General features: G+C 49.4%; 20 protein-coding genes. 9 read left to right on the top strand and 11 right to left on the bottom strand.

From position 1 onward, the window contains the following. Both CSQ88_RS09390 and CSQ88_RS09385 read right to left on the bottom strand, forming a co-directional pair. Nucleotides 1-346 (bottom strand): helix-turn-helix domain-containing protein (locus tag CSQ88_RS09390; protein WP_143449454.1); only part of this gene is annotated, 346 nt, incomplete at its 3' end. Nucleotides 347-444: 98 nt separating this feature from the next. Next, entirely contained in the window at nt 445-2031 is a 1587-nt protein-coding gene (locus CSQ88_RS09385) for a response regulator (RefSeq protein WP_099397849.1), read from the bottom strand. A 344-nt stretch (nt 2032-2375) separates the two neighbouring features. On the opposite strand from CSQ88_RS09385, the gene argS reads away from it, so the two are divergent. Then, nucleotides 2376-4091 carry an arginine--tRNA ligase gene (gene argS / locus CSQ88_RS09375; RefSeq protein WP_099397847.1) on the top strand — a complete coding sequence of 572 codons (1716 nt, stop codon included), beginning with the start codon at nt 2376-2378 and terminating at the stop codon, nt 4089-4091. Nucleotides 4092-4245: 154 nt separating this feature from the next. Then, a complete protein-coding gene (locus tag CSQ88_RS09370) occupies nt 4246-4797 on the top strand; it encodes a porin (protein WP_099397846.1) in 552 nt (183 codons plus the stop codon). A 93-nt stretch (nt 4798-4890) separates the two neighbouring features. Here the strand turns inward: CSQ88_RS09370 and CSQ88_RS09365 are convergent, their stop codons facing one another. Beyond that, on the bottom strand, nt 4891-5169 hold the full coding sequence (locus tag CSQ88_RS09365; protein WP_099397855.1) for a peptidylprolyl isomerase: 279 nt from the start codon (nt 5167-5169) through the stop codon (nt 4891-4893). A gap of 227 nt (nt 5170-5396) precedes the next feature. Here CSQ88_RS09365 and CSQ88_RS09360 point away from each other — a divergent pair, with 227 nt between their 5' ends. The 3 genes from CSQ88_RS09360 (at nt 5397) to CSQ88_RS09350 (ending at nt 8709) form a co-directional block, all read left to right on the top strand. Then, nucleotides 5397-5744: a YkgJ family cysteine cluster protein gene (locus CSQ88_RS09360; protein WP_099397845.1), complete on the top strand. Its 348-nt coding sequence runs from the start codon at nt 5397-5399 to the stop codon at nt 5742-5744. 76 nt (nt 5745-5820) lie between these two features. Next, the gene (locus CSQ88_RS09355) at nt 5821-8163 is read left to right on the top strand and encodes an EAL domain-containing protein (protein WP_099397844.1); all 2343 of its coding nucleotides are present in this window, start codon (nt 5821-5823) and stop codon (nt 8161-8163) included. 45 nt (nt 8164-8208) lie between these two features. Further along, nucleotides 8209-8709, top strand: a complete 501-nt coding sequence (locus CSQ88_RS09350; protein WP_099397843.1) for a GNAT family N-acetyltransferase — start codon at nt 8209-8211, stop codon at nt 8707-8709. An 87-nt stretch (nt 8710-8796) separates the two neighbouring features. Here the strand turns inward: CSQ88_RS09350 and tkt are convergent, their stop codons facing one another. From tkt to CSQ88_RS09310, 8 genes are all read right to left on the bottom strand, one after another. After that, complete coding sequence (gene tkt / locus CSQ88_RS09345) at nt 8797-10791, bottom strand: transketolase (RefSeq protein WP_099397842.1); 1995 nt, start codon at nt 10789-10791, stop codon at nt 8797-8799. Nucleotides 10792-11460: 669 nt separating this feature from the next. Beyond that, on the bottom strand, nt 11461-13176 hold the full coding sequence (locus CSQ88_RS09340) for an alpha/beta hydrolase (RefSeq protein ID WP_099397841.1): 1716 nt from the start codon (nt 13174-13176) through the stop codon (nt 11461-11463). Between the two features lie 119 nt (nt 13177-13295). Continuing rightward, a complete protein-coding gene (locus CSQ88_RS09335) occupies nt 13296-14663 on the bottom strand; it encodes a 4Fe-4S binding protein (protein WP_099397840.1) in 1368 nt (455 codons plus the stop codon). Beyond that, nucleotides 14660-15475, bottom strand: coding sequence for an FTR1 family protein (locus tag CSQ88_RS09330; protein ID WP_099397839.1), 816 nt, complete (start codon nt 15473-15475; stop codon nt 14660-14662). The genes CSQ88_RS09335 and CSQ88_RS09330 overlap by 4 nt, the downstream gene beginning before the upstream one ends. 421 nt (nt 15476-15896) lie before the next feature. Further along, nucleotides 15897-16217: a cupredoxin domain-containing protein gene (locus CSQ88_RS09325; protein WP_099397838.1), complete on the bottom strand. Its 321-nt coding sequence runs from the start codon at nt 16215-16217 to the stop codon at nt 15897-15899. Between the two features lie 123 nt (nt 16218-16340). Then, entirely contained in the window at nt 16341-16871 is a 531-nt protein-coding gene (locus tag CSQ88_RS09320; RefSeq protein ID WP_306475241.1) for an iron transporter, read from the bottom strand. A gap of 231 nt (nt 16872-17102) precedes the next feature. Next, nucleotides 17103-17795, bottom strand: coding sequence for an N-acetylmuramate alpha-1-phosphate uridylyltransferase MurU (gene murU, locus CSQ88_RS09315; RefSeq protein ID WP_099397836.1), 693 nt, complete (start codon nt 17793-17795; stop codon nt 17103-17105). Continuing rightward, on the bottom strand, nt 17795-18787 hold the full coding sequence (locus CSQ88_RS09310) for an aminoglycoside phosphotransferase family protein (RefSeq protein ID WP_099397835.1): 993 nt from the start codon (nt 18785-18787) through the stop codon (nt 17795-17797). Before CSQ88_RS09310 ends, murU begins: the two co-directional genes overlap by 1 nt. 59 nt (nt 18788-18846) lie before the next feature. On the opposite strand from CSQ88_RS09310, the gene CSQ88_RS09305 reads away from it, so the two are divergent. The 4 genes from CSQ88_RS09305 to rsmA all read left to right on the top strand — a co-directional run bounded on the left by CSQ88_RS09305 (nt 18847) and on the right by rsmA (nt 24376). Then, entirely contained in the window at nt 18847-21006 is a 2160-nt protein-coding gene (locus CSQ88_RS09305) for an LPS-assembly protein LptD (protein ID WP_099397834.1), read from the top strand. Nucleotides 21007-21010: 4 nt separating this feature from the next. Next, nucleotides 21011-22303, top strand: a complete 1293-nt coding sequence (locus tag CSQ88_RS09300) for a peptidylprolyl isomerase (protein ID WP_099397833.1) — start codon at nt 21011-21013, stop codon at nt 22301-22303. Between the two features lie 84 nt (nt 22304-22387). Continuing rightward, nucleotides 22388-23377, top strand: a complete 990-nt coding sequence (gene pdxA / locus CSQ88_RS09295) for a 4-hydroxythreonine-4-phosphate dehydrogenase PdxA (RefSeq protein ID WP_099397832.1) — start codon at nt 22388-22390, stop codon at nt 23375-23377. A gap of 201 nt (nt 23378-23578) precedes the next feature. Continuing rightward, nucleotides 23579-24376, top strand: coding sequence for a 16S rRNA (adenine(1518)-N(6)/adenine(1519)-N(6))-dimethyltransferase RsmA (gene rsmA, locus CSQ88_RS09290; protein WP_099397854.1), 798 nt, complete (start codon nt 23579-23581; stop codon nt 24374-24376). Nucleotides 24377-24702 lie beyond the last annotated feature (326 nt).

The following is a 24702-nucleotide window of genomic DNA, read 5'->3' as shown; positions in this document are numbered from 1 at the left end:
TTCGACCTTTAGTTGCAGGTTCAAGGGCAGCCATTCCGCCAGTGTCATACTGCGCGCTCCATTGATTCAAGCAAGTGGGGCTACGAATATCAAAATAAGCGTTCGTTTCCTGCTGGGAGAGATGATTATCCCACATGTGCTGGAGCACGGAGAGCTTGAATGCTGCATTGTAATGACTGTATTTGGGCGCTAAACCCGATTCGCCATGCTGGCGAAACGACCTCACCCAGCGACGAAACATGGCCTGCTCAATGCCGTGTTGGTTGGTGATCGTTTTGATACCTGCTTCGCCAGTTAAATATTGCTGAACGACAGAGAGCTTGAATTGCGTTGAGTACTTGGACATAAAAACACCCCAAAAATATGGACGGGTGTCCAACTTTTGGGGTGCAGTTCAATGAACGGCTTTTTTATATTCTGAAGAAAAATCAGGCAACAGGCCTGCTACGCATCGGGGTCTTTCAATAAATCCAAAGGCAGCAGCCCTTCGGCAACCACCTCATCCAGCGCAGCCACAATCAGCGGATCAAACTGTGTGCCAGAGCGCTCTCTGACATAAGCCATGGTTTCATCCAGCGTCCATGGTTCCTTATAGGGGCGCTTATGCAGCAGGGCATCAAACACATCCACCAGGGCCACAATCCTTGCTGAAAGCGGAATTTCATCGCCCTTAATCCCCAAGGGGTAGCCATTACCATCAAAGTGCTCATGATGGCCGCCCGCGATTTCGGCTCCCAGCGATAAATAAGTTGTCCCCTCAACCAGCGCCACCGTTCTGGCTAAAATGGCTGCCCCCATAGGTGAGTGCTGATTCATAATCTCCCGCTCTTCTGCGGTGAGTTTGCCCGGCTTAAACAAAATATGATCCGGCGTGCCCACCTTACCCACATCATGCAAGATACTGGCCATGCCGACCATCTCCATAAATGCATTATCCATATGCTCCGGAAAGGCATTTTTAGCTTTGAGCCGGCCCGCAATTGCGTCGGTCAGTTTTTGCACACGTAAGACATGATCGCCCGTCGTCTGATCGCGGAACTCTCCTAAATCAGCCAAGGCCATGACTGTGGCTTCTTGCGAGCGGCGTAATTGCTGGTACAAATAAAGATTATCCATGGCGGCAGAAATGCGCTCACAGAATATATCCAGCAGGTTTCTGTCTACCGCCTCTAAAGGCCATGGCGGCAAGAAATGCACCACAAAGTCGTAGCTGTTACGCCCGGCGATATATAGCACTTCGTAAGGATAATCAGACTGGCTGCATTTTTTTTGTAATGCGGTATTAAGGGCTACTAATAAGCGGCTGTCTTCGGCAAGAGTCTTGCCATCTAAAAGAGTAGTAAATGGGCCTGTTGCGGCTAAAACCTCAAAACTCTGCAGATTACTTTTAGACTGAGCACAGAGCATGCCGTATTCGCCTAAATTTAAAATTGCACCGACCTGCTTCAAAACACCCGAGGCAAACTCTTTTAAGGAATGCAATTGATAAAGATTGGTTGCGCCTTCCAATATTTTGGCTAATCCCTGGCTACTTTTTTCTAATGCATGCAGGCTCTCAAAACTGCGTAATGAAGCAATAACCGTGGTAAATATTTTATTCGCGACCAGCTCGGTTTTAGTTTTGTAATCATTAATATCGTACTCAAGCACCACCTGCTGCTCCGGAGCATGCCCCGGCTGCCCGGTACGCAACACAATACGTACCAGCTGATTGCCTAATTCATCACGAATACGCCGCACAAGGCGTAAGCCTGCGTCGTCGGTTTCCATAACCACATCTAAAATCGCTAAAGCAATATCATGATGCTCCGCTAGCTTCTCAAACCCTTCCTGCCCGGAATAAGCATGGAGGATTTCTAAACCTCGCCCTTTAAAAACGATATTTTTTAAGGCCAGAATCGTAGCGCGATGAACATCCGGCTCATCATCCACAATGAGCAGCTTCCAAGGCTGACGAACAAGCGCAGCAGAGGCTGACGCATCATTCTCATCATCCTCCAGCATCCAGTCTTCATCATGATCAAGTGCCATTAATTATTTTCCTGAGTTCAAACTCATGCTTCGCGGCGGCCCCGTCTGGCTTGCCTGAATTAATATATTTTTCATTTAAGAATAGAGTGATTAACAAGCAATGCCAAGCCTTGATCACCGCGCTTAATCCATTATTTGAACCAACACACACTGCGATAAATCATCTTTGCATAAAAAATGCATCCGGGAACTAAGGCAATACGGGCAGTTTGATAAAACGGATTCTATATTCAGTGAATCAGCGCCACCCAATAAGGTTAAAACAACGGCAATCATGACATCTACGTCCGCTTGCCTTTCGAATGCGATTACAATAGAGGCCAAATTCATACCGAGTCCCCATCATGGCTGTTCATCAATTACTCACCTCCCGCTTTGCTGCTGCACTGGCCCAGGTTGGCGCTCCTGATGCGTCACCGAATATTCAAGTAGCATCCAAACCAGAATTTGGCGACTATCAGGCCAATGGGATTATGGGCGCGGCAAAAGCCCTGAAAACCAATCCTCGCGCACTGGCTGAACAAGTGCTGGCCTGTGTTGATCTGGCAGGCATTGCTGATAAGCTGGAAATCGCGGGCCCGGGCTTTATAAATATCACCCTGAGTAATGCGTTTCTGGCACAAACCCTAGGCACCCAGCAGGCCGATGCACGGCTTGGCACCGCGGTGGCCCAAGCTGAAACCGTGGTGATTGATTATTCCTCGCCGAATCTCGCCAAAGAAATGCATGTGGGCCATTTGCGCTCCAGCATTATTGGCGATTCGCTGACACGCATTTACAGCTATCTGGGCCATAAAGTCATCCGCCAAAATCACGTTGGCGATTGGGGCACGCAATTTGGCATGCTGACTGCCTATATGCTGGAAAACGAAAATCAAAATTCGGAATTAGAGCTGGGCGATTTGGAAGGCTTCTACCGCGCCGCCAAAGTGCGCTTTGATGCCGACCCTGCTTTTGCTGATTTATCCCGCGAATATGTCGTGAAGCTGCAATCTGGCGACGCTGAAGTGCGCGCGCTGTGGCAACGCTTCCTCAATATATCGATGAAGCATTGCGAAGATGTTTATCAAAAGCTTGGCCTGTTGCTGACCCGCGATGATGTAAAAGGCGAATCTTCTTATAACGATGATTTACCCGTCGTGATCGATGATCTGCGTGCCCAAGGTTTACTTACCGAAAGCCAGGGCGCACAAGTGGTATTCCTTGAAGAATTCCGCAATAAAGATGGCGATGCAGCTGCCTTTATTGTACAAAAACAAGGCGGTGGCTTTCTTTATTCCACATCCGATTTAGCCACAGCCCGCTACCGTACCGGCGGGCTGGGTGCAAACCGTATTCTGTATGTAGTTGATGCCCGTCAGGGCCTACACTTTCAGCAGCTGTTTACCGTGGCGCGTAAAGCAGGCTTTGTGCCCGCCGACACCCACCTAGAACACGTCGCCTTTGGCACCATGATGGGCGACGATGGCAAGCCATTCAAAACCCGCAGTGGCGAGCTGATTAAGCTGGTGGATTTACTCTCCGAAGCGGAAAGCCGCGCCTTTGATCTGGTCAGCAGCAAAAATCCAAATATGGATGAAGCCACCCGCCACCATATCGCCCACGCGGTAGGGATTGCTGCGGTAAAATACTCGGATCTGTCCAAGCACCGCACCAGCGATTATGTCTTCGACTGGAACAGCATGCTTAGCTTTGAAGGCAATACCGCGCCGTATCTGCAATACGCCTACACCCGTATCGCCAGCATCTTCCGTCAGGCGGGTGATGTAGACGCCAATGCAAAAATCGAGTTAATCGAGCCTGCCGAGCACGCGCTTGCCCTCACACTGGTTCAATTCCCGGATATCTTGCAACAAGCCGCAAACGACACCTGCCCGCACGTTTTATGCAGCTATCTTTACACCCTTGCCACCCGTTTCTCACGCTTTTACGACGCCTGCCCGGTACTTAAAGCTGAAGGCGATACCCGCAGCAGCCGCTTAGCCCTTTGCCAGGCAGCAGCTAAAACCCTGCAAACGGGTCTGGATTTATTAGGAATTGAAGTGCTGCAAGAGATGTAATTAAAAATACCTGCCACTTTAAATACACGGAAATATTTACGACATAAACCATAAAAGTTGATGCTACTATTTGCACTTCTTTATATGAAAATTCAAAGCAATTAATTACATTTGCATATTGAATTGTCTCTTTAATATATATTGGTAGAAAAAAATGAAACAAAATACTCTTGCTTCCTTAGTTTTATCCACTCTAATTGCATCGCCAGTATTTGCTGAAGGTTTTTATATTGGAGCAGACGTAGGCATCAGTAAAATGTCTGAAAAAACAATGAATCTAACTCCAAAAAAAAATAATGCCGCTTGGGGTATTAACGGCGGTTATACGTTTTCTCCATATCTAGCTGCAGAATTAGGTTACCGTGATTTTGGTAAAGCTGAAGGAAAATACCATGGCATTTATGATGCATCTATTAAAGCCAAAGCAGTGCAAGCATCCGTATTGGCTTCTTATCCATTTACCGATGCATTTAGTGTATTTGGCCGCCTAGGGATTGCGCGCATTAAACTAACTAATGAACTAAACGTAAATGGAGTCCAGCACGCGTCCTCTAAAGAAGACTCTCAAACCAAAGGTCTATTTGGTGTTGGTGCACAATATGCATTCAACAAAAACCTTAGCTTGCGTGCAGAATACAATCAATATGCACACGTTGCAGATTTGAAATTATCAACATACACTGTTGGTACAAACTACAGCTTCTAAAAATAAATTAATTTATTTATTTATTTTTAGAAATATAAAAGCGCATTCCAATATGGAATGCGCTTTTTTTATAACCCGCTTAATAGCTGCTGATTAACTGCGGCTATTTACTATCAACAAATGATAACCGAATTGAGTTTTTACCGGGCCTTGAACTTCGTTCAATGGCGCGCTGAAAACAACTTTATCAAATTCCGGCACCATCATGCCCGGGCCAAACGAGCCCAGATCACCACCTTGAGCAGATGAAGGGCAGCTGGAGTGCTTTTTAGCTACGGCAGCAAAATCAGCACCGGCCAGAATTTCTTGTTTTAATTCTTCGCACTTGGCTTCGCTGCTTACTAAAAGGTGGCTTGCTGTCGCTTGTACCATTTCAAAACTCCAAAAAAGATGACGCCACTCTGTGGCATCATTAAAAAGCGCTGAGCGCATAGGTTAAAAGGCAATATGATGCCTTTATGATCAATTTCAAGTAAATAACATGAAAAAATACCACAGACATATCATCACAGCAGATTAATGGCCGCACTTTTTCAATACAAAAAAGCAAAGTGCCATAAAATAGCCCGTCCTCCCTTTCTTTGCACCGTGGCCAAACGATGAATAGTCAAAAAATCCGTTTTTTCCGCCAGCGAATTCCTTCATTTGAATGCATTCCAGGCTGCCACGATTGCTGCGGCCCCGTCACCACATCCAGTGAAGAAATGGCCCGCCTGCCCCGCAAAAGCGCCGCAGAACAAGCCGATGCGCTGGAAAACCTGAGCTGCCCCCACCTTGCCGAGAAAGGCTGCACCGTCTATGTAGAGCGCCCGCTGATTTGCAGACTATTTGGCACCACTCCCGCCCTAGCCTGCCCCCACGGTAAACGGCCAGAAATGATGATAGACGAAGCCATTGAGCAACAAATTTATCAATTTTTTAAAGAAACGCGCCAGGTTCTCGTTTAGAAAAACAACTGCGCCCCCAAGCAAAATAATCATTCAAGAACTATGCTGACATAGACCCTGCACTAGGATTTATCTCTTGATCAGCAAATTACGAATCAGAGTATTACGCCTGCTCGGTATCACACTATTGGTGACCGTTAGCTTTGGCTCGTATTTTTCTTACCAGATACTCTCTGAAAAATTCACCCAATTTGAAAAAAGAAGCATCCAAAGTGATTTAGATGCTGCTAATTTACTGATCAATGAGCAACTCCTCTCTCATAAAAAATTTGCAACCGATTATTCCGTCTGGGATGACACATGCACTTTTATGAAAGATGGTAATAAAAAATATATTGCTTCAAATTACACCTATGAAGCCATCAGCAATATGGGAAATGACTTCATCTTTTTAATTCATCCCAATGGTGAAATAGCACTATCAGTGATTCTCAGCGATTTCCTGGGCCAGGAGTCAGGAAAATCCATTATTAATTCAAAAAGCAGGGAAACTGACGCGCTTTTAAAAAAACTAAATATTGAAAAAGAAATAGCCATCACCAGCTCAAGATCAGCTATATATTTTTTAAATGATCAGGCCTATATTTTAGCATTCTCACCTATCGTAAAAAGTAATGGCAGTGGCCCGGCAATGGGAATAACGATTATGGGCAGGCATATTAATGCCAGCAGGCTGCAGCATATGCAAAAACTGATCCAGACACCATTTAAACTCTTACCACCCAATGTTCAGGCAGAAAACATCAGCTTTAGCGATCAGCAATACCATGCAATACGGCAAACCAAAGATGCGCAACCATTTATAATCAGCATTGATGGTGTACGCCCGCTCTATAAAGAAGGGCAATTTGCTTATATTTTACTGCTTATTAATTTAATTTCTGTATGGGCTATATCACTGATATTAGTTATGCTGGGGCTGGGCCATCTGGTTATTAAGCGGATTACCTTTTACAGCCAGAAACTGCACAGAATCCGCTTAGGTGAACAATCAGACGGGCGCCTGCAACATTCTGGCATTGATGAAATTGATTTTCTTGCCCTTTCCGTCAATGAATTACTCGACGAAATAGAAAATCAGCATCAAAAATTAATTAGGGATGCACTTTATGATCCGCTTACATCGCTTGGCAACCGCAGCCGTCTAAATGAGCAGTTAAAGTTATCGCTTAGTTTATTGCGCAGAAAATCAATGCAGGCACTGTGCTTATTATTAATTGATTTAGATGGTTTTAAAATGATTAATGATGTGCACGGGCACCCGGCAGGTGATCAGCTGCTTATTGTGCTTTCAAAACGAATTTTAGAAACCATACGTGAAAGTGATTGTGCAGTACGGCTGGGCGGAGATGAATTTGCCATTATGCTGACAAATCCGCTCAGCATGCCTATTGCGGAGCAAATTACTGAGCGAATTCGTGTACAACTTTCATTACCTGTAGATTTTGCGAATAAAACATTACGCGTTTCAGCCAGTATTGGCCTAGTGTATTTAAATAATGATATTAGTAAGACATTGCTTCCCGAAGATATTATCAAGCAGGCAGATATTGCCATGTATCAGGCCAAACAAGCCGGGCGGGACCGGACTGTTATTTTTGATAAGGCCATGGAATCCCTGCTTGATGAATATGAAAAATTAGAAAACGACTTAAGATCAAGCGTAGATGGCGAATTAATTGATATTTCTTTTCAGCCTATTTTATCTACAGATGGAAAAAAACTGGAATCACTGGAAGTATTAGGGCGCTGGTTTCACCCAAGGCTTGGTTTAATCAGCCCGGATCGTTTTATTCCTATTGCAGAAAATGCCCGGCTTATCCGACGCTATACTTTGGGCGTACTAAAAAAAGCCTGCATGGTGGCTAAAATGGAATTTGGCGTTTATCCGGATTTACGCCTTTCTGTTAATATCAGTGTTCAGGAAATGCTGGAAAATGACTTTTTTGATGATTTGCACGCCATTTTATTAGAAACTGATTTCCCTCCCCATTTATTAAACTTGGAAGTCACCGAATCTTTATTTGCAAAAAATGAATCTGAGCTAACCGAAACCATGCTGAAATGCTGCGAATTAGGAATAAAATTTCATATTGACGATTTTGGTACCGGCTATTCTTCTTTAGCACGCCTGCATGCGCTGCCTATCAGCATATTGAAAGTTGACCGTGCTTTTGTAAACAGAATTGGCGAGGGAGGCGAAACATTGATTAAGGCAGTCATCGAAATGGCTCATGGCTTAAATATGAAAGTCATTTGCGAAGGGGTAGAAACAACCGGGCAAGCCAGCTGCATTGCCCAGCTTGGCGGCGACTATATTCAGGGCTATCTTTATGCAAAGCCTATGGCTACAGCTGAATTATCCATGTGGCTGTTTAACTTTGCCCATCAGGAAACCAGCCCAAAACTTATACACTAGGCAAATCGCGGTAGAATAAATCATACCCATTTTGCAGATGCTGCCATGCCACATATTACAACCACCCGCCTTTGCCTCAGCACAATCAGCATTGAAGATGCTGCATTTTATCTGCAGCTTCTGAACGAGCCATCGTGGCATCAATTTATTGGTGACCGGGGAATTCGCACTTTAGAAGAAGCACAAGCCGCTATTATAAATGGCCCTGTTGATATGCAAAACCGCCTTGGCTTTAGCTTATATATTGTAAAACTGAGAGATTCTGAAACACCCATTGGCCTCTGTGGCCTGTTAAAACGAGATTATTTGGAAGATGCAGACTTAGGCTATGCCTTTTTGCCGCAATACTGGGGCCAGGGGTTTGCCTTTGAGGCGGCCACGGGTGTTGTTAAATACGCTAAAGAAGTATTAAACATGACCCGCCTGCTGGCAACAACGGATTTAAATAATCAAACATCAATGCAATTGCTGAATAAATTAAACTTTAAACTCATTAAAACGCTGTCCCTGCATAAAGAACTAAAATTATTCGCTCTTGATCTTTAAATTATTTTTATCATAAAAAAACGGGCATAAATGCCCGTTTTTTTATTCAGGAGGGTTTTGTTACCCTCCCTCTTCAGCCCTGGCCAGTTAAGCAATAATTGCTTTAGCCTTAGCCACTACATTTTCTACAGTAAAGCCAAAGTGTTTAAACAATTGGCCGGCAGGTGCAGATTCACCAAAGGTATCCATGCCAATAACATCGCCTTCGAGACCTACATATTTGCGCCAGAAATCAGAAGTGCCTGCTTCAATCGCCAAACGTGCTACGCCACGCGGCAATACAGCTGCTTTGTAAGCTGCATCTTGCGCATCAAATACATTGGTCGATGGCATAGACACTACACGGGCAGCAACACCATCGCTTGCCAGTGCTTCGGCCGCTTTCACAGCCAGCTCTACTTCAGAGCCAGTTGCAATCAAGATAACAGCAGGATTTGCTACGTCTTTTAATACGTAGCCGCCTTTCTTGATATTGGCGATGGTGGCTTCATCACGCGCCATAAACATTAAGTTTTGACGGCTGAAAATCAGGGACGAAGGCGTTGATTTTTGTTCAATCGCATGAGCCCAGGCCACCATCGATTCTACGGTGTCGCATGGACGCCATACATGGTGGTTAGGAATGCAACGTAGCGTTTGCAGCTGCTCTACCGGCTGGTGTGTTGGCCCATCTTCACCCAGACCAATCGAATCGTGGGTGTAAACGAAGAGGTTGTTGGTCTTCATTAGAGAGGCCATACGCAGGGCGTTCAGTGCGTATTCGCAGAACATCAGGAAGGTTGCGCCGTAAGGACGGAAACCGCCGTGCAGCACCACACCATTCATAATGGCGCTCATACCAAATTCACGCACGCCGTAGCTGATATGGTTACCAATCAGCTCATTGCCTTCACGTTTCAGTGAAACGCAGCCTTTCCAGTTGGTCAGGTTAGAGCCGGTCAGATCAGCCGAGCCGCCCAATAATTCTGGCACTTGCGGCGCATAGGCATTCAGTGCGTTTTGTGATGCTTTACGCGAGGCGATTGTTTCTGCCTTGCTGTTGGCATCGCTTACTGCAGCCTTCACCACATCTTGCCAGTTGGCTGGCAATTCATTGCTCATACGGCGTTTGAATTCTGCAGCGTCGCTTGGGTAAGCTGCTGCGTACTTGGCAAACAGGGCATCCCAATCGGATTCTAAACGTGCGCCGGATTCTTTTTTGTCCCAGCCAGCGTATACATCAGCAGGGATTTCGAACGGGCCGTGGTTCCAGCCAATTGCTGCGCGAGTGGCAGCGATTTCAGCATCGCCCAGTGGCGCGCCGTGGCAATCGTGGCTGGCCGCTTTATTGGGCGAGCCTTTACCAATAATGGTTTTGCAGCAGATCAGTGTTGGTTTGTCTGTAACCGCTTTAGCAGCAACGATGGCAGCATCCAGCGCATCCACATCATGGCCGTCTACAGATAAAACATGCCAGTTGTAAGCTTCAAAACGCTTAGGGGTATCGTCAGTAAACCAGCCTTCTACATGACCGTCGATAGAAATACCGTTGTCATCCCAGAATGCGATGAGCTTACCGAGGCCCCATGTACCCGCCAAAGCGCAAGCTTCATGGCTGATGCCTTCCATCAGGCAGCCATCGCCAAGGAATACATAGGTGTGGTGATCAACGATATCCAGACCTGGCTTGTTGAAATCGCGTGCCAGCAGTTTTTCTGCCAATGCAAAACCTACCGCATTAGTAATACCCTGACCCAGCGGGCCGGTGGTGGTTTCTACACCCGGGGTGTAATGCACTTCAGGGTGGCCTGGCGTTTTGGAGTGGAACTGACGGAAGTTTTTCAGATCATCCAGCGTTACATCGTAGCCAGTCAGATGCAGCAAAGCGTATTGCAGCATGGAGCCGTGGCCGTTAGACAAGATAAAACGGTCGCGATCAGCCCACTGTGGATTAGTCGGGTTAAAGCGCATGTGGTTGCCCCACAGTGACAAGCCGATTTCCGCCATACCCATAGGCATGCCAGGGTGGCCGGAATTCGCTTTTTGAACAGCATCCATTGCTAAAGCGCGGATTGCATTTGCCAGATCATTACGCGTTGCCATATCTTTTCCTTGTGTGCATTAAGGTGAAACTGCGCCCGCCTCTCTTACAAAGAGAAGCTAAGGGGGAGGGAGGCCAGGGCGACTTGCCCTATCTGTCAGGAAGCCCCGTTGCCTTGACCGGAAGGCCAATCATCATCAAGTCTTTTTATGACTCTAAATACCGTAAAAAGGCATAAGAGTGAATCGCTGCCCCCATTATCACTGAGGGACTGTGTCTGCAACAATATCAAATTACCATATCATTTTTAACACGAGATAACGCGCATAGCGTTGAGCTGGCTCAAAGTGTTAAGGCGGGCTTTCGCCCGCCTTGGAATAAATTAAAACCCGTAGATGTTTTTACTTAAAAACGAAGATTACGCAGTGGTGAACTCACATTAATAATACATGTGCATAACTTCCCGAATAACGCGATTTTATAGCTTGGGGATAGCGGTCTGCGAGCAAGGTTTACCTCGCTCAGCGATATTTCGCGCAATCCAATATTTTTTTCACCAGAGCCCGTTGGGTTAGGCAGGTTTATCCGCAAGAAAACCGCTGCTAATAAACCTGCTAACCCAAGCTACGCCAGCGGTCCGTGTTCGGGGAAGTTATATTGACCACATTTAAATCAACTTTTTCTCCGTGAACCCTGGTGGTCTTCATGTTAAAGAATTTGAATTTTAGCCACTACTCCAAAACATAAGTCCCTGGTGCCGCCCCTTGTTGTGGATGGGCACGGCTGGACAATTTTGGTTTGACCTGCTTGCCACACTGCGGCTTAAGCCACTCTACCCAGTTGGGCCACCAAGAGCCTGCTACCTTTTTTTGCCGGGCTAAAAAATCTTCGGCGCTTTCGCCTGCCTCAGGCACGCCTTGCCAGTAGCTGCGTTTGGATGTGGGGCCTGGTGGATTAACGATGCCGATAATATGGCCTGATGTGGAGAGGGTAAAGGTGACATCGCCCCCGCTGCGATCTGCCAGGGTGTAAGTTTGCCGCCAGGGTGCAATATGGTCTTCTTCGGCACTCACCATAAACAGCGGCTGCTTAATTTGGCCTAAATCGATTTTTTGCCCGGCAATTTCTAAGGCATCGGGCTGAATAAGTTTATTTTTCCAATACAATTCGCGCAAATAGGTGCGGTGCATTTTCATTGGCATACGGGTGGAATCCATATTCCAATATAAAACATCAAATTCGCTTGGTGTCTGGCCCAGCAAATAATTATCTACCCAGTAATTCCAGATCAGGCTGTTGGAGCGCAGCATTCTGAAAGAGGCGGCCATATCTTTGCCGTCCAGATAGCCTTTTTTCTCCATCACGCTATCAATAAAATCGAGGCCTTCTTCATCCAAAAAGACTTCGATATCACCAGGATATTCAAAATCAGTCAGCGTAGTGAGTAAGGTTGCTGACACCACCGGCACCTTGCCCGGCATTTTTCTATTGGCCCACGCAAGATAAGTCGCAGCAAGCGTGCCGCCAAGGCAGTAGCCCAATAAATGGACTTGTTCGCTGCCGCTGATTTCCTGTGCCACTTTAATAATTTGTGCCACACCATCATTCAGATAATCATCAAACGATACATCGCGCATGCTGCCATCGGGGTTTTTCCAGCTGGTGATAAACACCGAAAAGCCTTGGTCAACCAGATACTTCACGAGGCTTTTTTTCTCGTTCATATCGAGGATGTAATACTTATTAATCCATGGGGACACCAGCACCAGCGGCACGCTGTGCACCGTGGGTGTAGTCGCCTCGTAATGCAGCACTTCAAGCAAACGCCCGCGATACACCACCGATCCTGCAGTCGTCGCCAGATTTTCCCCTACTTTAAACGCGTTCATATCAGTCATGCTGATATCGCCACGCGCTTTGTCTTCTTTAAAGTTCTTATAGCCTGCAACAAGGCTTTCGCCATTAGTGCTTAATGCTCTGGCAATAGCCACCGGATTCGTCAGCAAAAAATTTGTCGGGGCCGCTGCGTTCAGCACCTGCCGAAGCCAGAATGCGCTGCGGTTACGCTCGTGCTCGCCCATGTCCGGCGTGGCATAAAGCGCATCCTGCAGCCAATGGGTGTTGAGTAAATACCATTCTTTAATACCATCCCAATAGGGGCTGTCGCTCCAGACAGGGTCTGAAAAACGCACATCTTCCGGGTGAGGCGGAAAAACATCGCTATCGGCTTCGCCCCAGAAGCGCCGCGTAGTAAAGTTTTGCCACTTTGTAACGTCATTAACATAACGGAATAAAACATTGGATAAGGCAACAGGGTTTCGCAACCATGCCTGCTGCGCCTTAAACGAGCTGGCAAGTAAGCCAAAGGGATCGGTCGATTGTCTTAATTTGTGCTGTAAATCGGCGTAGCGCTGAGATTGTTCCGTAAAAAAAGTAAACGCTGACATGGCCGTCCCCCTTGAGATCGTTGTTCCAGCTTAGGTTGCAGTGCAGCAGAACTCAATGTGTAAGATCAAAGAGCCCGCTGATTATTAAGCCCAAATATGTCAAATTGCTACCCTCTGCGTCAGGCCCACACAAAAAACAACAATACCCAGGCCCAGCCGTATAAAGCCAGCCCGAGGCCCGCCAGTGTCAGCGCACCCAAACGCGGCCCCCATTGCATCGTGCGCTGGCCCGCCAGGCGCCAAAACAAGCGCAGAGACCACAATAGCGCCAGGCTCAGCAACACGGCTCTGGTGGCTGGAGCCCATGCCGTTGCTACACCTTCATGCTTCAGTAAATTCACCGTCAGTGCCGACAGGCCTAAAAACACACCACAAGCCGCGGCGGGGATAAAGGATTGCGCCAGCTTATGCACGCTTAAAGCATCACGCTTGGGTAAGATCCAATCGGCCAGTTTTAAACACAGATAGAGGCTGCCGCCCAGGAACAGCATGCTGCAGCCGATATAAGCCACGATCAGGCCGCCATCGAGCCAGGAGAAGCTATCGTTCACCTCTGGGTAATGAGTCAGAATCCACCAAGGCGCGTTGTCTTGCAGCGGCCAGAAGATATCCCGGTTCACCAGCCACTCGGCCATCATCTGCTTGGCATCCACCAGCCACGGGCTGGCCGTCCACTGGAATGCGCCAACGGCAAGCCCCATCAGGCCAAATAAAATCAGTACGGTTTCCCAGCCACTGCCCTTGGCTACCTGGGTGATTTCAGCTTCCGGCGAGCGCACGCTCAGTGCAATTGCGCCGCGATAATCACTGCAACGCCCGCACATATGGCATTCGGTTGCGCCCTGCATATTGCGCATCGGCACCAGCGGAGCACAATTAATCGGAATCACTTTGGCTTGTGGCGTTTTCCATGCATCCACGTCTACCTTGTAATGCCAGGGTGCCAGCTTGGCTAATAAATTAAACACGCCATTCACAGGGCACAGATAGCGGCACCACACCCGCTTACTGCGGCCATACCAATAGCCAACACCCACCGCCGCCAGGGTGGAACCGCCCAGCACCAGCATGGCGGCCAAAGGATATTGGTACACACTCAGCAGCTGGCCGTAGACGGTGGTACAGGCGAAGGCCACAAAGGGCCAGCCCTGCCAGCGTATCCAGCGTGGAATAGTATGATTACGCCCGCGCTCACTGGCCCATTCTGTCAGCATGCCTTCCGGGCAAAACCAGCCACACCAGACACGGCCCATCAGCAGCATGGAGATCAGCACAAACGGCCACCAGATCCCCCAAAATGCAAACTGCGCAAAGATCACCAGATGATTAAAAACCCGCGCGCTTTCATCAGGCAGGCTGACAAAAGTAGGGATAATCAGCAGAAATAAATAGAAAAAAACCACCACCCATTGCAGCTTACGCAGCCAATGAGCGTGGTCCCGTAAAAAATTGCCGAACTGAGCGGTGCGAGAATTCAAAATAGTCATTGCCCTGTACGACTCACACGGCGCAGCAAATATGTGGTGGCAATCCAATAGCCACTCCAAATCACCAGCAAAGATAAAGCCGGGTGCGAGCGGTAACCTGCAAAATCGGCCAGCAATTTACCCACACTCGCGCTTTCATCCAGCCAGGCCGAGCTATCCCATAGCGGATCAATAATCGCTGGCAAAACACCCATGCCAATCAAATGTTCAACGCCGGAGTTCAGCATTGCGCCCGCCAGCAGCAGCAACAAGATTTCGGTCACCTTAAAAAACCAGCGCCAGGAAATATATTTACCGCCCAATTGCAAGAGCTGGAATGTCGCCAGCGCCACCACAAAGCCGCCCAAACCTGCAAGTGCTAAGGAGCTGCCATTGCTGCTGCCTGCCACGCTGCCGTATAAAAACACCACGGTTTCACTGCCTTCACGCGCCACTGCGAGCGCCACCAAAAACAGCAAGCCCCACCAGTTTTTCTCCGCCGCATTACTGGCAAGGCCGCCTTCTAATTCACGCTTGAGGCTGCGGCCATTTTTACGCATCCACACTACCATCTGCACAATCAGCGCGGCGGCCACCAAAGGCATTGCGGCCTGGAAATACTCCTGCGCCGTATCATCCAGCCAGCTGGAAACACCCAATAGCGTCAGCGCCAATAAGCCCGACAACACCAGACCCAGGCCCACACCACCCCAGAGATAAGCCATACCACGCTGCCCCGCCACCGGATTGGCACGCAACCACGCATATAAAATCCCCACCACCAGCAGCGCTTCCACACTTTCACGCCAGACAATAAATGCGACTTGTTCCATAGTCTTTAACCTTTAAAAATTGCAATAACATATGAGACAAAAACCTAAATCCTGAACCACGGAGGACACAGAGAACGCGGAGTTTCACGGAGAAAAACCAAGAATTGAATTAAGGCGCTTGCTTTGGGTTCAAAACAATTGCTATCCCACAAATCTGAATTGTTATCTCTACTCGTAGTACGGGGCTTAAAAATCCCCTTGAAGCACGCCGAAGCGAGGAACAAGCGGGGCGGGGTTTCGGCAAGGGAGCGAGGAACGAGCCAATCCCGCCCGCCGCCGACCCGATTGTCCGCAGCGGAGGGGCCTTCGTGCTTCGTGGGGTCGCCTTCTTTGCTTACTTTCTTGGCGAAGCAGAAATCACATACTTCGCGGGGATCCCGCACCTAAATCAACGTGCCGAAGGCACTAAAATAATGCCCCCTTACTTCACCACAATCACTCCCCGCGCCTGCGGATGGAAATCATCAAAGAAGATATATTCACCAGCCGATACCCCCTGAATCACTACAAAGGATTCAACACCAGGGGCGAGGACTTTTTCTTTACGCAGCGGCAGGCTTTCAAATTCGGCAGGCGACTTGCCCTTATTCACTAAAATCAGCTTAAATTTGGTTTTTGCCGGGGCTTCGATGCGCGTTGGCGTGACCTTGCCATCGTTAAGCTCCACCCTGAAAGTCAGCAAATCATCCGCACCCGCCATCAGGCTGCATGTGCTTAACAAAGCCACCACAATACGTCGCATCAAAAAATCCCTTCAATAGACCAACAACATTTAAGCCAAAAGAAAGCACAAAGCCCCCAGCCAGCAGCCTGTTGAACTGAATATCAGTCGGCTGCAAAGCTGAGGGCCTTGAATCAGGCGATATTAATAACCGCCCTTCTTACCGGTTCCGGCGTAGGTAAATTCATAGTTCAGATCAAAAGGCTTAAACCAGGGCGCAACGCCAGTTTCTTTATCCACATGGCGGCCAAAGTGGGCGTGTGGATTTTCTGATGGCGGCAAGATGGTGTATTTCAGTTTGTACTTACCTGGGCCTTCCAGCTTGATATTGTCACCATAATGCGGGCCGTCGCTCGCTACCATGGCCATAAAATCACCCTTGATCACATTCTTGCTGCCCACTTTTTGCAGCTCGTACTTAATCAGTAAATAAGGCACCCATTCACCTTCGCCAAAGCCATTCGGGTTGCCTTTGGCCGCATGAATATCGGCTTCAAGGTGAATATCCGAAGCTTCCGCCTTACGCATCATGCCATCCGGATCCATCTTAACCGGCTGCAAATAAACTGCCGCCAGCTCCATGCCATTTTTAATCGTTGGCTTACCAATCGGATATTCTGCAGCGTAGGCTTGAGCAGACAGCGCGAGCGCAATCGCGGGGACCAGATATTTCATAAACATACCTTTAAGCTAAGGAAAACAGCGATATATGTCATATTCATTATTGAATACGAACCACTATCAATATTATTCCTATCGCTGTAACTTAAAAAGGTTCTATTTACGATGAAAGCAGGTAAATGCGTTTTATTGATCTAAATCAAAAAACGCACGACGATTACTGGATGGTACCCCCCCCTCCGCCATAGTTAATAAAGACGCAGGGCGGGATTATCCGGTATTTATTCAGACCAAACCCGCCTTGAGCATGGCATCGGCCTGATTGAGCCTTTCCACCGTCCCCACATCCAGCCACAGCCCGGAAAATGACTCTGCCTGCAGCTGAGATTTTTCCATTCCACGCATAAATGAAGGAAGAAGCGCTGCGGCTTGCCCTGTTGCGATATCTGCAAAAAACGCGGGACGATATACCGCCACACCTGCAAACGTCATGGCCTGATCACCCTCTTCGCACAGCTTTGCCTTGCCATGGGCATTAATCGCTAAATCACGGCCAGTAGGGTAATCCGCTTTTTTTACCATGACTAAATGCCCCAGGTTTTCACCCAAATTCCGGGCAATCGCTGGCAACCTGGCAAAATCATAGTCAGTAAAAATATCGCCATTGATCACGGCAAATGGCTCATCCCCCAATAGCGGCAAGGCTTTAGCAATCCCCCCTGCTGTTTCCAGCGCGGTTTCTTCCGCCGAATATTGGATGCGCACCCCGCAGGCACTGCCGTCGCCCAGGCGCTCTTCTATCATGGCGCCCAGCCAGGCGTGGTTGATCACTACATCGCTAATCCCCGCAGCAGCAAGACGGCGTAAATGCCAGCCTATGAGCGGCGTACCGCCCACTTCCAGCAGGGGTTTGGGGCAGGCATCGGTAAGGGGGCGCATGCGCTCGCCGCGCCCTGCAGCAAGAATCATGGCTTTCATCAGAAGGTGAATCCTGTTGCCACAGGCTCGCCGTGTAAATTAAGCAGCAAGCGGCCCAGCGGCGTTAATTCGCTGTAACGCAGGCAAACTTTGCGTACGTATTCAAATACACGCGGAATATCAGCCTGGTATTGCTCTTTACCATCGCGGTGCTTCAGGCGAGCAAACAGGCCCAGGATTTTAAGATGGCGTTGCAGCCCTTGCCATTCGAATGCGCGATAAAAATCGCCAAAGTCTTCGTGCACCGGCAAGCCGGCAGCACGGGCCTGTTCCCAGTAACGAATCGCCAAATCGAGCACAAAGGCTTCATCCCATGCGAGGTAAGCATCTTTAAGCAAAGACACCAGATCGTAAGTAATGGGGCCAAGCACCGCATCCTGAAAATCAATCAGGCGCAGTTCATTGCCCTGCACCATGATATTGCGGGAGTGAAAATCACGATGCATATAGAGGGTTGGCTGAGCCAGATTATGTGCAACGATCAGCGCACAGCTGCGCTCCCACACGCCCAAATCTTTGCCTTCCAGCGTCACGCCATAGGCTTTGCCAAAATACCATTCGCGGCAAATATCCATTTCGCGTTGCATAAATGCACCATCAAAAGGCGCTAAGCCATCGACGGGCGTGCTCACCTGCATTTTCACCAACAAAGAAATAGCCTGACGGTAATAATTGGCGGCGTTGTCTGCATCAATCAGACTGGCGAGTGTTTTTGTACCCAGATCTTCAAGCACAACCCAGCCCTGCTCAAGGTTTTGTGCCAGTACAGCAGGCACCGGCAAGCCCGCAGTGGCAAGGCGTTGCTGCTGTTGTAAGAAAGGCTGGCAATCAAAATCTGCTGGATTTGCATCCATAATAATCAGGCTTCGGTCACTAAAAACAGCGCGCCAATACGAGCGAACGCTGGCGTCAGCAGCCGCAATTTCCAGTGTTTTTGGGGCTTGACCCTGTGTTTCGGTCAGCCAGGAATTCAGTGAATCTGTTCTAGTCATGGTCTTAGGTGCCAGCAATGCAGTAGAATCTGCAAATTCTATCAGCTCCTGATGGCCGCATGTCCGCGACCCACACACCATTTCATTTCCGTCTCACCGCAATTGCCGCTGCACTCCTCTGTGCGATGGCGCATTCGGCTGAGCCTCTTCCCATCAATGTGGAAGCCGACAACGTTGTTGGCACCACAACCGGGACCACTGAGGCCAGAGGCGATGTTCAACTCCACAGAGGCGATCTTGACGTCAATGCCGAGTGGGCCACCTTCGATCAGAAGTCGAATAAGGTGACCGCCGGTGATCAGGTCGAGATGACACGCCAGGGGGATGTCTTAAAAGGCAATCAGCTCGATTATTTGCTCGATACCAAATATGGCACGCTCACCAATCCAGACTATGCCATCGCCCAAGGTTTAGGCCGAGGCGATGCGGTAAAGCTGCTCTTTGAGGGGGATGATAAATATCGCCTGGAAGATGGCCGCTTTACCACCTGCAAGCCTGGTGACAATGCATGGTTTTTGCACGCCAATGAGCTGGAGCTGGATTACGTCACCAATAAAGGCGTAGCCCACAATGCCTGGCTGGAGTTCAAAGGCGCGCCAATTATGTATATGCCGTGGATGAATTTCCCGCTCAACAGCAATCGGCAAACCGGCTTTTTAGCGCCCTCTTTCAGCACCAACAACCGTAATGGTTTTGAATTCAGCACGCCTTTCTATTGGAATATAGCGCCCAATTATGACTTCACTCTAACGCCACGCTATATGTCACGCCGGGGGGTGATGCTGGGTGGCGAATTTCGCTATATGCAGCCTGATTACGCAGGCTCGCTGAAAGTGGAAGGCTTAAGCAACGATACGGTTTCAGACAACAGCCGCAGCAGTATTGTATTTCAGCACCAGCAATCACTGACCGATCGCCTGTCGCTGAGCTTAAATGTGCAAAAAATATCAGATAACGATTACTTTAACGATTTTGGTGATCGCTTAAGCGTGGCCTCGCAAACTAATTTACCGCGTGAAGCCGTGCTGAGTTATCGCGGCGATAACTGGCAGACTTTTGGCCGCTGGCAGCGCTTTCAAACCATTCAAAGTACAACCAACCCGGTTGACGAGCCCTATGCCCGTGTACCGCAAGTTGGTTTTTCTGCCTCGCCAGACTGGATTAAAGGCGTACAACTGAGCGTTGCGGCAGAAGCCACCGAGTTTAATCACTCGACCAAAATAAACGGCACGCGCGTCTGGGTAAAGCCTGAGATCAGTATGCCTTTTATAGGCTCTTATGGCTTTATTAAGCCAAAGGTCAGCGTACACGCCTCCAGCTATCAGCTACGCGCCAATGGCCCGGATCAAGTCAGCAGCACCGAAAATCGCGTTTTACCTATTTTCAGCATCGACAGTGGCCTGTATTTTGAAAAAGAAAGCCGCTTTGGTGGCGAGGAATACACGCAAACTTTAGAGCCACGGGCTTATTACGCCTATGTGCCTTACCGTGATCAATCCAAACTGCCTAATTTTGATTCGGCCATTACTGACTTCTCGTTTGCACAAATGTTTTCTGAAAACCAGTTTTCAGGAAACGACCGAATTAATGATGCCAATCAGCTGACCCTGGCGCTCTCTTCCCGCCTGTACGAATCATCAACCGGGATTGAGCGTGTCCGGGCCACAATAGGCCAGCGCTTTTACTTTACCGATCAAAAAGTCACCCTGGATGCTCCGGGCAGGCCCGAAGAAGCAACGTCATCCGATTTATTACTATCGGTAAGCGGGCAGGTCTGGCGCGATTTTATGGTAGGTTACAGCCTGCAGTACAACGCCCGCGACGACAGCACCATCCGCTCCGATATTAATCTGGGCTGGAGCCCGGGTGCTTACCGTGCGCTGAATATGCGTTATGTACAAAGCCGTAACAATAATATCGAACAGCTTGATTTCTCTGGCCAGTGGCCACTTGGCGGGGGCTGGTACGCGATTGGGCGCGCCAACTATTCGCTGCGTGACAATAAGGCTTTGGAAACTCTGAGTGGCGTTGAATATAATGCCGGCTGCTGGGCACTGCGCTTTGCCGCCCAACGCTACATTAACAACGATGGCACCTTTAATACCAACTTCTTCGCCCTGCTTGAGCTGGGCGGGCTAGGCGGCTTAGGCAGCAATCCGATTGATGTATTGCGCCAAACTATTCCTGGTTATACCGATACCTACAGCAAGGTCCACTGATTATATGAAGCTGCGCCACATTTCCCGCGCCTTAGCGCTCGTTGCCCTGATCGGCACATCCCAACTTGCAAGCGCATCGGTTGAAACGATTGATCGCATTGTTGCCGTAGTGAATAAAAGTGCCGTCACCCAGCAAGAGCTTGATGCACGGATCAGCAGCGTCCAGAAAAACATGGAAAGCCAGCGCATCACCCTGCCACCCGCTGCCGTGCTTAAGCAGCAGGTACTGGACCGGATGATTCTGGAGCTGGTACAGGTGCAGTACGCCGATCAGATAGGGATCCGGGTTGATGACAGCCAGCTGGAGCGCGCGATTGGCCGGATGGCAGAGCAAAATAAAATGTCCTTGCCACAGTTTCGCGAAACCCTTGCCAAACAAGGCATGAGCTGGAAATCATTTCGTGAAGATATCCGCCGCGAAATCACCCTTACCCGCCTGAAAGAGCGCGAAATCGACAACCGTATTGTGATCAGCGACAGCGAAATCGACGAATACATCAAGCTGAACACCGGCAAAGAACAGCAAGAATTCCGCCTTGCACATATTTTGATTCCGCTGCCGGAAAACGCCAGCCCGGAACAAATCACCGCCAAACGCACCCGTGCGCTTGCCGCCATTGAAGAAATTAAATCCGGTAAAGACTTTGCCTCGATTGCTGCGGTTTATTCCAGCGCACCGGATGCCACCAGCGGCGGCAGCTTAGGCTGGCGCGCGGCAGGCTCACTTCCCCCTGCGTTTACCCAACTGCTGGAAAAACTAAACCCAGGTGAAATCACCGATTTAGTGCGCAGCCCTGGTGGTTTTCATATTGTGAAGCTGCTTGAAAAACGCAGCCAGGAACAAAAAACCGTGGTTGAGCAAACCCACGCCCGCCATATTCTGATCCGCACGAACGAGCTGGTTTCAGAAGGCGATGCACGCCAGCGCCTGAATCAGCTGGCCGACCGGCTGAAAAACGGCAGCAAATTTGAAGAGCTGGCCCGCCTCTATTCCGACGATGGCAGCGCCAGCAAAGGCGGCGATTTAGGCTGGCTCACACCCGGCGAAACCGTGCCAGAGTTTGAAACCGCGATGAACGCACTCAAGCCAGGCGAAACCAGCCAGGTCATTCAATCGCCGTTTGGCCTGCACATTATTCAGGTACTGGAACGCCGCTCAAAAGATATGACCAAAGAGCGTGAGCGCTTCCGTGTAAGAAATGAACTAAAACAACGTAAGAGCGAAGAGCAGTTTGAAGACTGGCTGCGCCAGCAAAGAGACCGCGCTTTTGTTGAATTACGTTTAAAAGACGAGTAAAGCAATTCTGACAGCGCGGGCACCATGCCCGCGCTGTCACTTTGCAGACCTGCAGCCATAACCTCTCAAGCCGTGTGAAAATCAATGAACAAACCCACACTGCCCCGCATCGCCCTCACCAGCGGCGAGCCTGCAGGCATAGGCCCTGAAATCAGCGCCATGCTGGCAGCCACCGGCCCGCAAAATTGCCAGCTGGTTATTGTCTGCGATAAAACCCTGCTTGCAGAACGGGCAAACGCCAGCCAGATTGATGCCAGCTGGCCCGATTACTCGCCGGAAAATAACGCGCCCATCTCCATCTTGCATATCCCGCTCACCGCGCCTTGCACCGCCGGCCAGCTCAATACCGGCAACGCCCGCTATGTGCTGGATTTGCTGGACAGAGCCACAGACGGCTGCCAGAGTGGCGAGTTTGCTGCCATCGTAACCGCGCCAATTCATAAGGGCGTGATTAACGAAGGCGCGAATTTAGGACGGTTTTTCTACGGGCATACCGAGTATTTAGCTGAACGAACGCAGACCCAGCAAGTCGTCATGATGCTGGCTTGCAGCGAAATGCGCGTGGCGCTGGCGACTACTCATTTGCCGCTAAAAGACGTGGCAGCCGCCATTACAGCTGAATCGCTCACCACCACACTCAATATTTTGCACCATGATTTACAAACAAAATTCGGCATCGCTAGGCCAAGGATTATTGTGGCGGGGCTGAACCCCCACGCAGGCGAATCCGGCCATTTAGGGCGTGAAGAAATAGAAATTATCAGCCCCGTGTTAGATGCATTACGCCAGACAGGCATGACGCTGATCGGGCCATTGCCAGCTGACACCCTGTTTAATCGTAATATCCTCGCCTCTGGCGATGCGGTACTTGTCATGTATCATGATCAGGGCCTGCCGGTACTCAAGTACGCCAGCTTTGGCCACGGCATCAATATCACGCTGGGGCTGCCGATTATTCGCACCTCGGTGGATCATGGCACCGCCCTTGATCTGGCGGGTACAGGCAAAGCAGACGCTGGCAGCCTGCTGGCAGCCACACAACTTGCGGTTGAGTTGGCAAACAATACGATTTGAACCCGTAAATCGTCGGTTGATAAAACATCTGTAGTGATGACTATTGGGTTACGCAATGATCACTGAGCGAGGTAAACCTCGCACGCAGACTGCTAACCCAAGCTGCATGAAAACCATTTCAAAGCGCTGCGCCGGGCCCCCTGGCACAGCGCACACATAATGACCGTGGCACACGCCGCGACAGAACTCGCTGGAAAAAAAATGACTTCGCATATCCCTCGTAAACGCTTCGGGCAAAACTTTTTACAAGACCAAAGTGTGATTTCCGACATTATCAACTCCGTCAGCCCGCGCAAAGGCGATGTACTGGTTGAGATTGGGCCGGGCCTTGCTGCCCTGACCATGCCGCTGATGGATCGCACAGAAACGCTGCACGTAGTAGAGATCGACCGCGATATCGTGGCGCATTTATCCGAAAAGTTTTCTCCGGAAAAACTCGTGATCCACAATGTGGACGCGCTGAATTTTGATTTTGGCGCCTTAGCTGCAGAGATTGCACCGGGCAGCAAAATTCGCCTGATCGGCAATCTGCCTTACAATATTTCCACGCCGTTGTTATTCCACCTGGCAAGCTTTGGCGACTCGATTTTTGATATGCATTTTATGCTACAAAAAGAAGTGGTTGACCGCATGGTGGCCGAGCCATCGACATCGGATTACGGCCGCCTCAGCATCATGCTGCAATACCGCTTCAATATGGAACGCGTGTTTGACGTACCGCCAGAGGCCTTTTTCCCGCCGCCCAAAGTTGATTCATCCATCGTACGCATGGTGCCGTGGCCAGAGCTGCCCGCACCTGCCAGCGATTACAATCACCTGCAAAAGCTAGTAGCCCAAAGCTTTGGCCAGCGCCGCAAAACCCTGCGTAACAATGTAAAAAGCCTGGTGAGCGATGCCGAGCTGGAAGCGCTGGCGATTTCCCCAAGCTGCCGCCCGGAAAACGTCACGCTGGAGCAATATGTAGCGCTCAGCAACTACCTTGTTGCCGCTGGCCGATAATAAAATCCTTTCATGAAAACCAAAGTAGTAAGCCACAAATCACTCAGTCAGCACGGGGCTTTTTAAATCCCCCTGAAAACACGCCGAGCGAGGAACAAGCGGGGCGGGGTAGTCGTCAATTCGTGTTTGAGCGAAGCGAGTTGAATTGACGCCGCCTCGATTGTCCACAGCGAGGGGCCTTCGTGTTTTAGGGGTCGCCTTCTTTGGCTTCGTTTCTTGGCGACGCAAGAAAGGAAGGTCCAGCGGGACGCCCGCACCTAAACACTGTGCCGAAGGCACTAACAACAGCTTTTGGCTTTTGTTTACTATATACGGGTAGCCTAGGG

The sequence above is a fragment of the Iodobacter sp. BJB302 genome, assembly GCF_002735645.1.
Lineage (GTDB): Bacteria > Pseudomonadota > Gammaproteobacteria > Burkholderiales > Chitinibacteraceae > Iodobacter.
This window is presented reverse-complemented; position numbering and strand designations above follow the sequence as displayed.

Excerpts from the sequence above, each read along its gene's own strand:
- CSQ88_RS09385 (WP_099397849.1), bottom strand. The coding sequence starts at position 2,031 with ATGGCACTTGATCATGATGAAGACTGGATGCTGGAGGATGATGAGAAT.
- argS (WP_099397847.1), top strand. The coding sequence starts at position 2,376 with ATGGCTGTTCATCAATTACTCACCTCCCGCTTTGCTGCTGCACTGGCC.
- CSQ88_RS09370 (WP_099397846.1), top strand. The coding sequence starts at position 4,246 with ATGAAACAAAATACTCTTGCTTCCTTAGTTTTATCCACTCTAATTGCA.
- CSQ88_RS09365 (WP_099397855.1), bottom strand. The coding sequence starts at position 5,169 with ATGGTACAAGCGACAGCAAGCCACCTTTTAGTAAGCAGCGAAGCCAAG.
- CSQ88_RS09360 (WP_099397845.1), top strand. The coding sequence starts at position 5,397 with ATGAATAGTCAAAAAATCCGTTTTTTCCGCCAGCGAATTCCTTCATTT.
- CSQ88_RS09350 (WP_099397843.1), top strand. The coding sequence starts at position 8,209 with ATGCCACATATTACAACCACCCGCCTTTGCCTCAGCACAATCAGCATT.
- tkt (WP_099397842.1), bottom strand. The coding sequence starts at position 10,791 with ATGGCAACGCGTAATGATCTGGCAAATGCAATCCGCGCTTTAGCAATG.
- CSQ88_RS09340 (WP_099397841.1), bottom strand. The coding sequence starts at position 13,176 with ATGTCAGCGTTTACTTTTTTTACGGAACAATCTCAGCGCTACGCCGAT.
- CSQ88_RS09335 (WP_099397840.1), bottom strand. The coding sequence starts at position 14,663 with ATGACTATTTTGAATTCTCGCACCGCTCAGTTCGGCAATTTTTTACGG.
- CSQ88_RS09330 (WP_099397839.1), bottom strand. The coding sequence starts at position 15,475 with ATGGAACAAGTCGCATTTATTGTCTGGCGTGAAAGTGTGGAAGCGCTG.
- CSQ88_RS09325 (WP_099397838.1), bottom strand. The coding sequence starts at position 16,217 with ATGCGACGTATTGTGGTGGCTTTGTTAAGCACATGCAGCCTGATGGCG.
- CSQ88_RS09320 (WP_306475241.1), bottom strand. The coding sequence starts at position 16,871 with ATGAAATATCTGGTCCCCGCGATTGCGCTCGCGCTGTCTGCTCAAGCC.
- murU (WP_099397836.1), bottom strand. The coding sequence starts at position 17,795 with ATGAAAGCCATGATTCTTGCTGCAGGGCGCGGCGAGCGCATGCGCCCC.
- CSQ88_RS09310 (WP_099397835.1), bottom strand. The coding sequence starts at position 18,787 with ATGACTAGAACAGATTCACTGAATTCCTGGCTGACCGAAACACAGGGT.
- CSQ88_RS09305 (WP_099397834.1), top strand. The coding sequence starts at position 18,847 with ATGTCCGCGACCCACACACCATTTCATTTCCGTCTCACCGCAATTGCC.
- CSQ88_RS09300 (WP_099397833.1), top strand. The coding sequence starts at position 21,011 with ATGAAGCTGCGCCACATTTCCCGCGCCTTAGCGCTCGTTGCCCTGATC.
- pdxA (WP_099397832.1), top strand. The coding sequence starts at position 22,388 with ATGAACAAACCCACACTGCCCCGCATCGCCCTCACCAGCGGCGAGCCT.
- rsmA (WP_099397854.1), top strand. The coding sequence starts at position 23,579 with ATGACTTCGCATATCCCTCGTAAACGCTTCGGGCAAAACTTTTTACAA.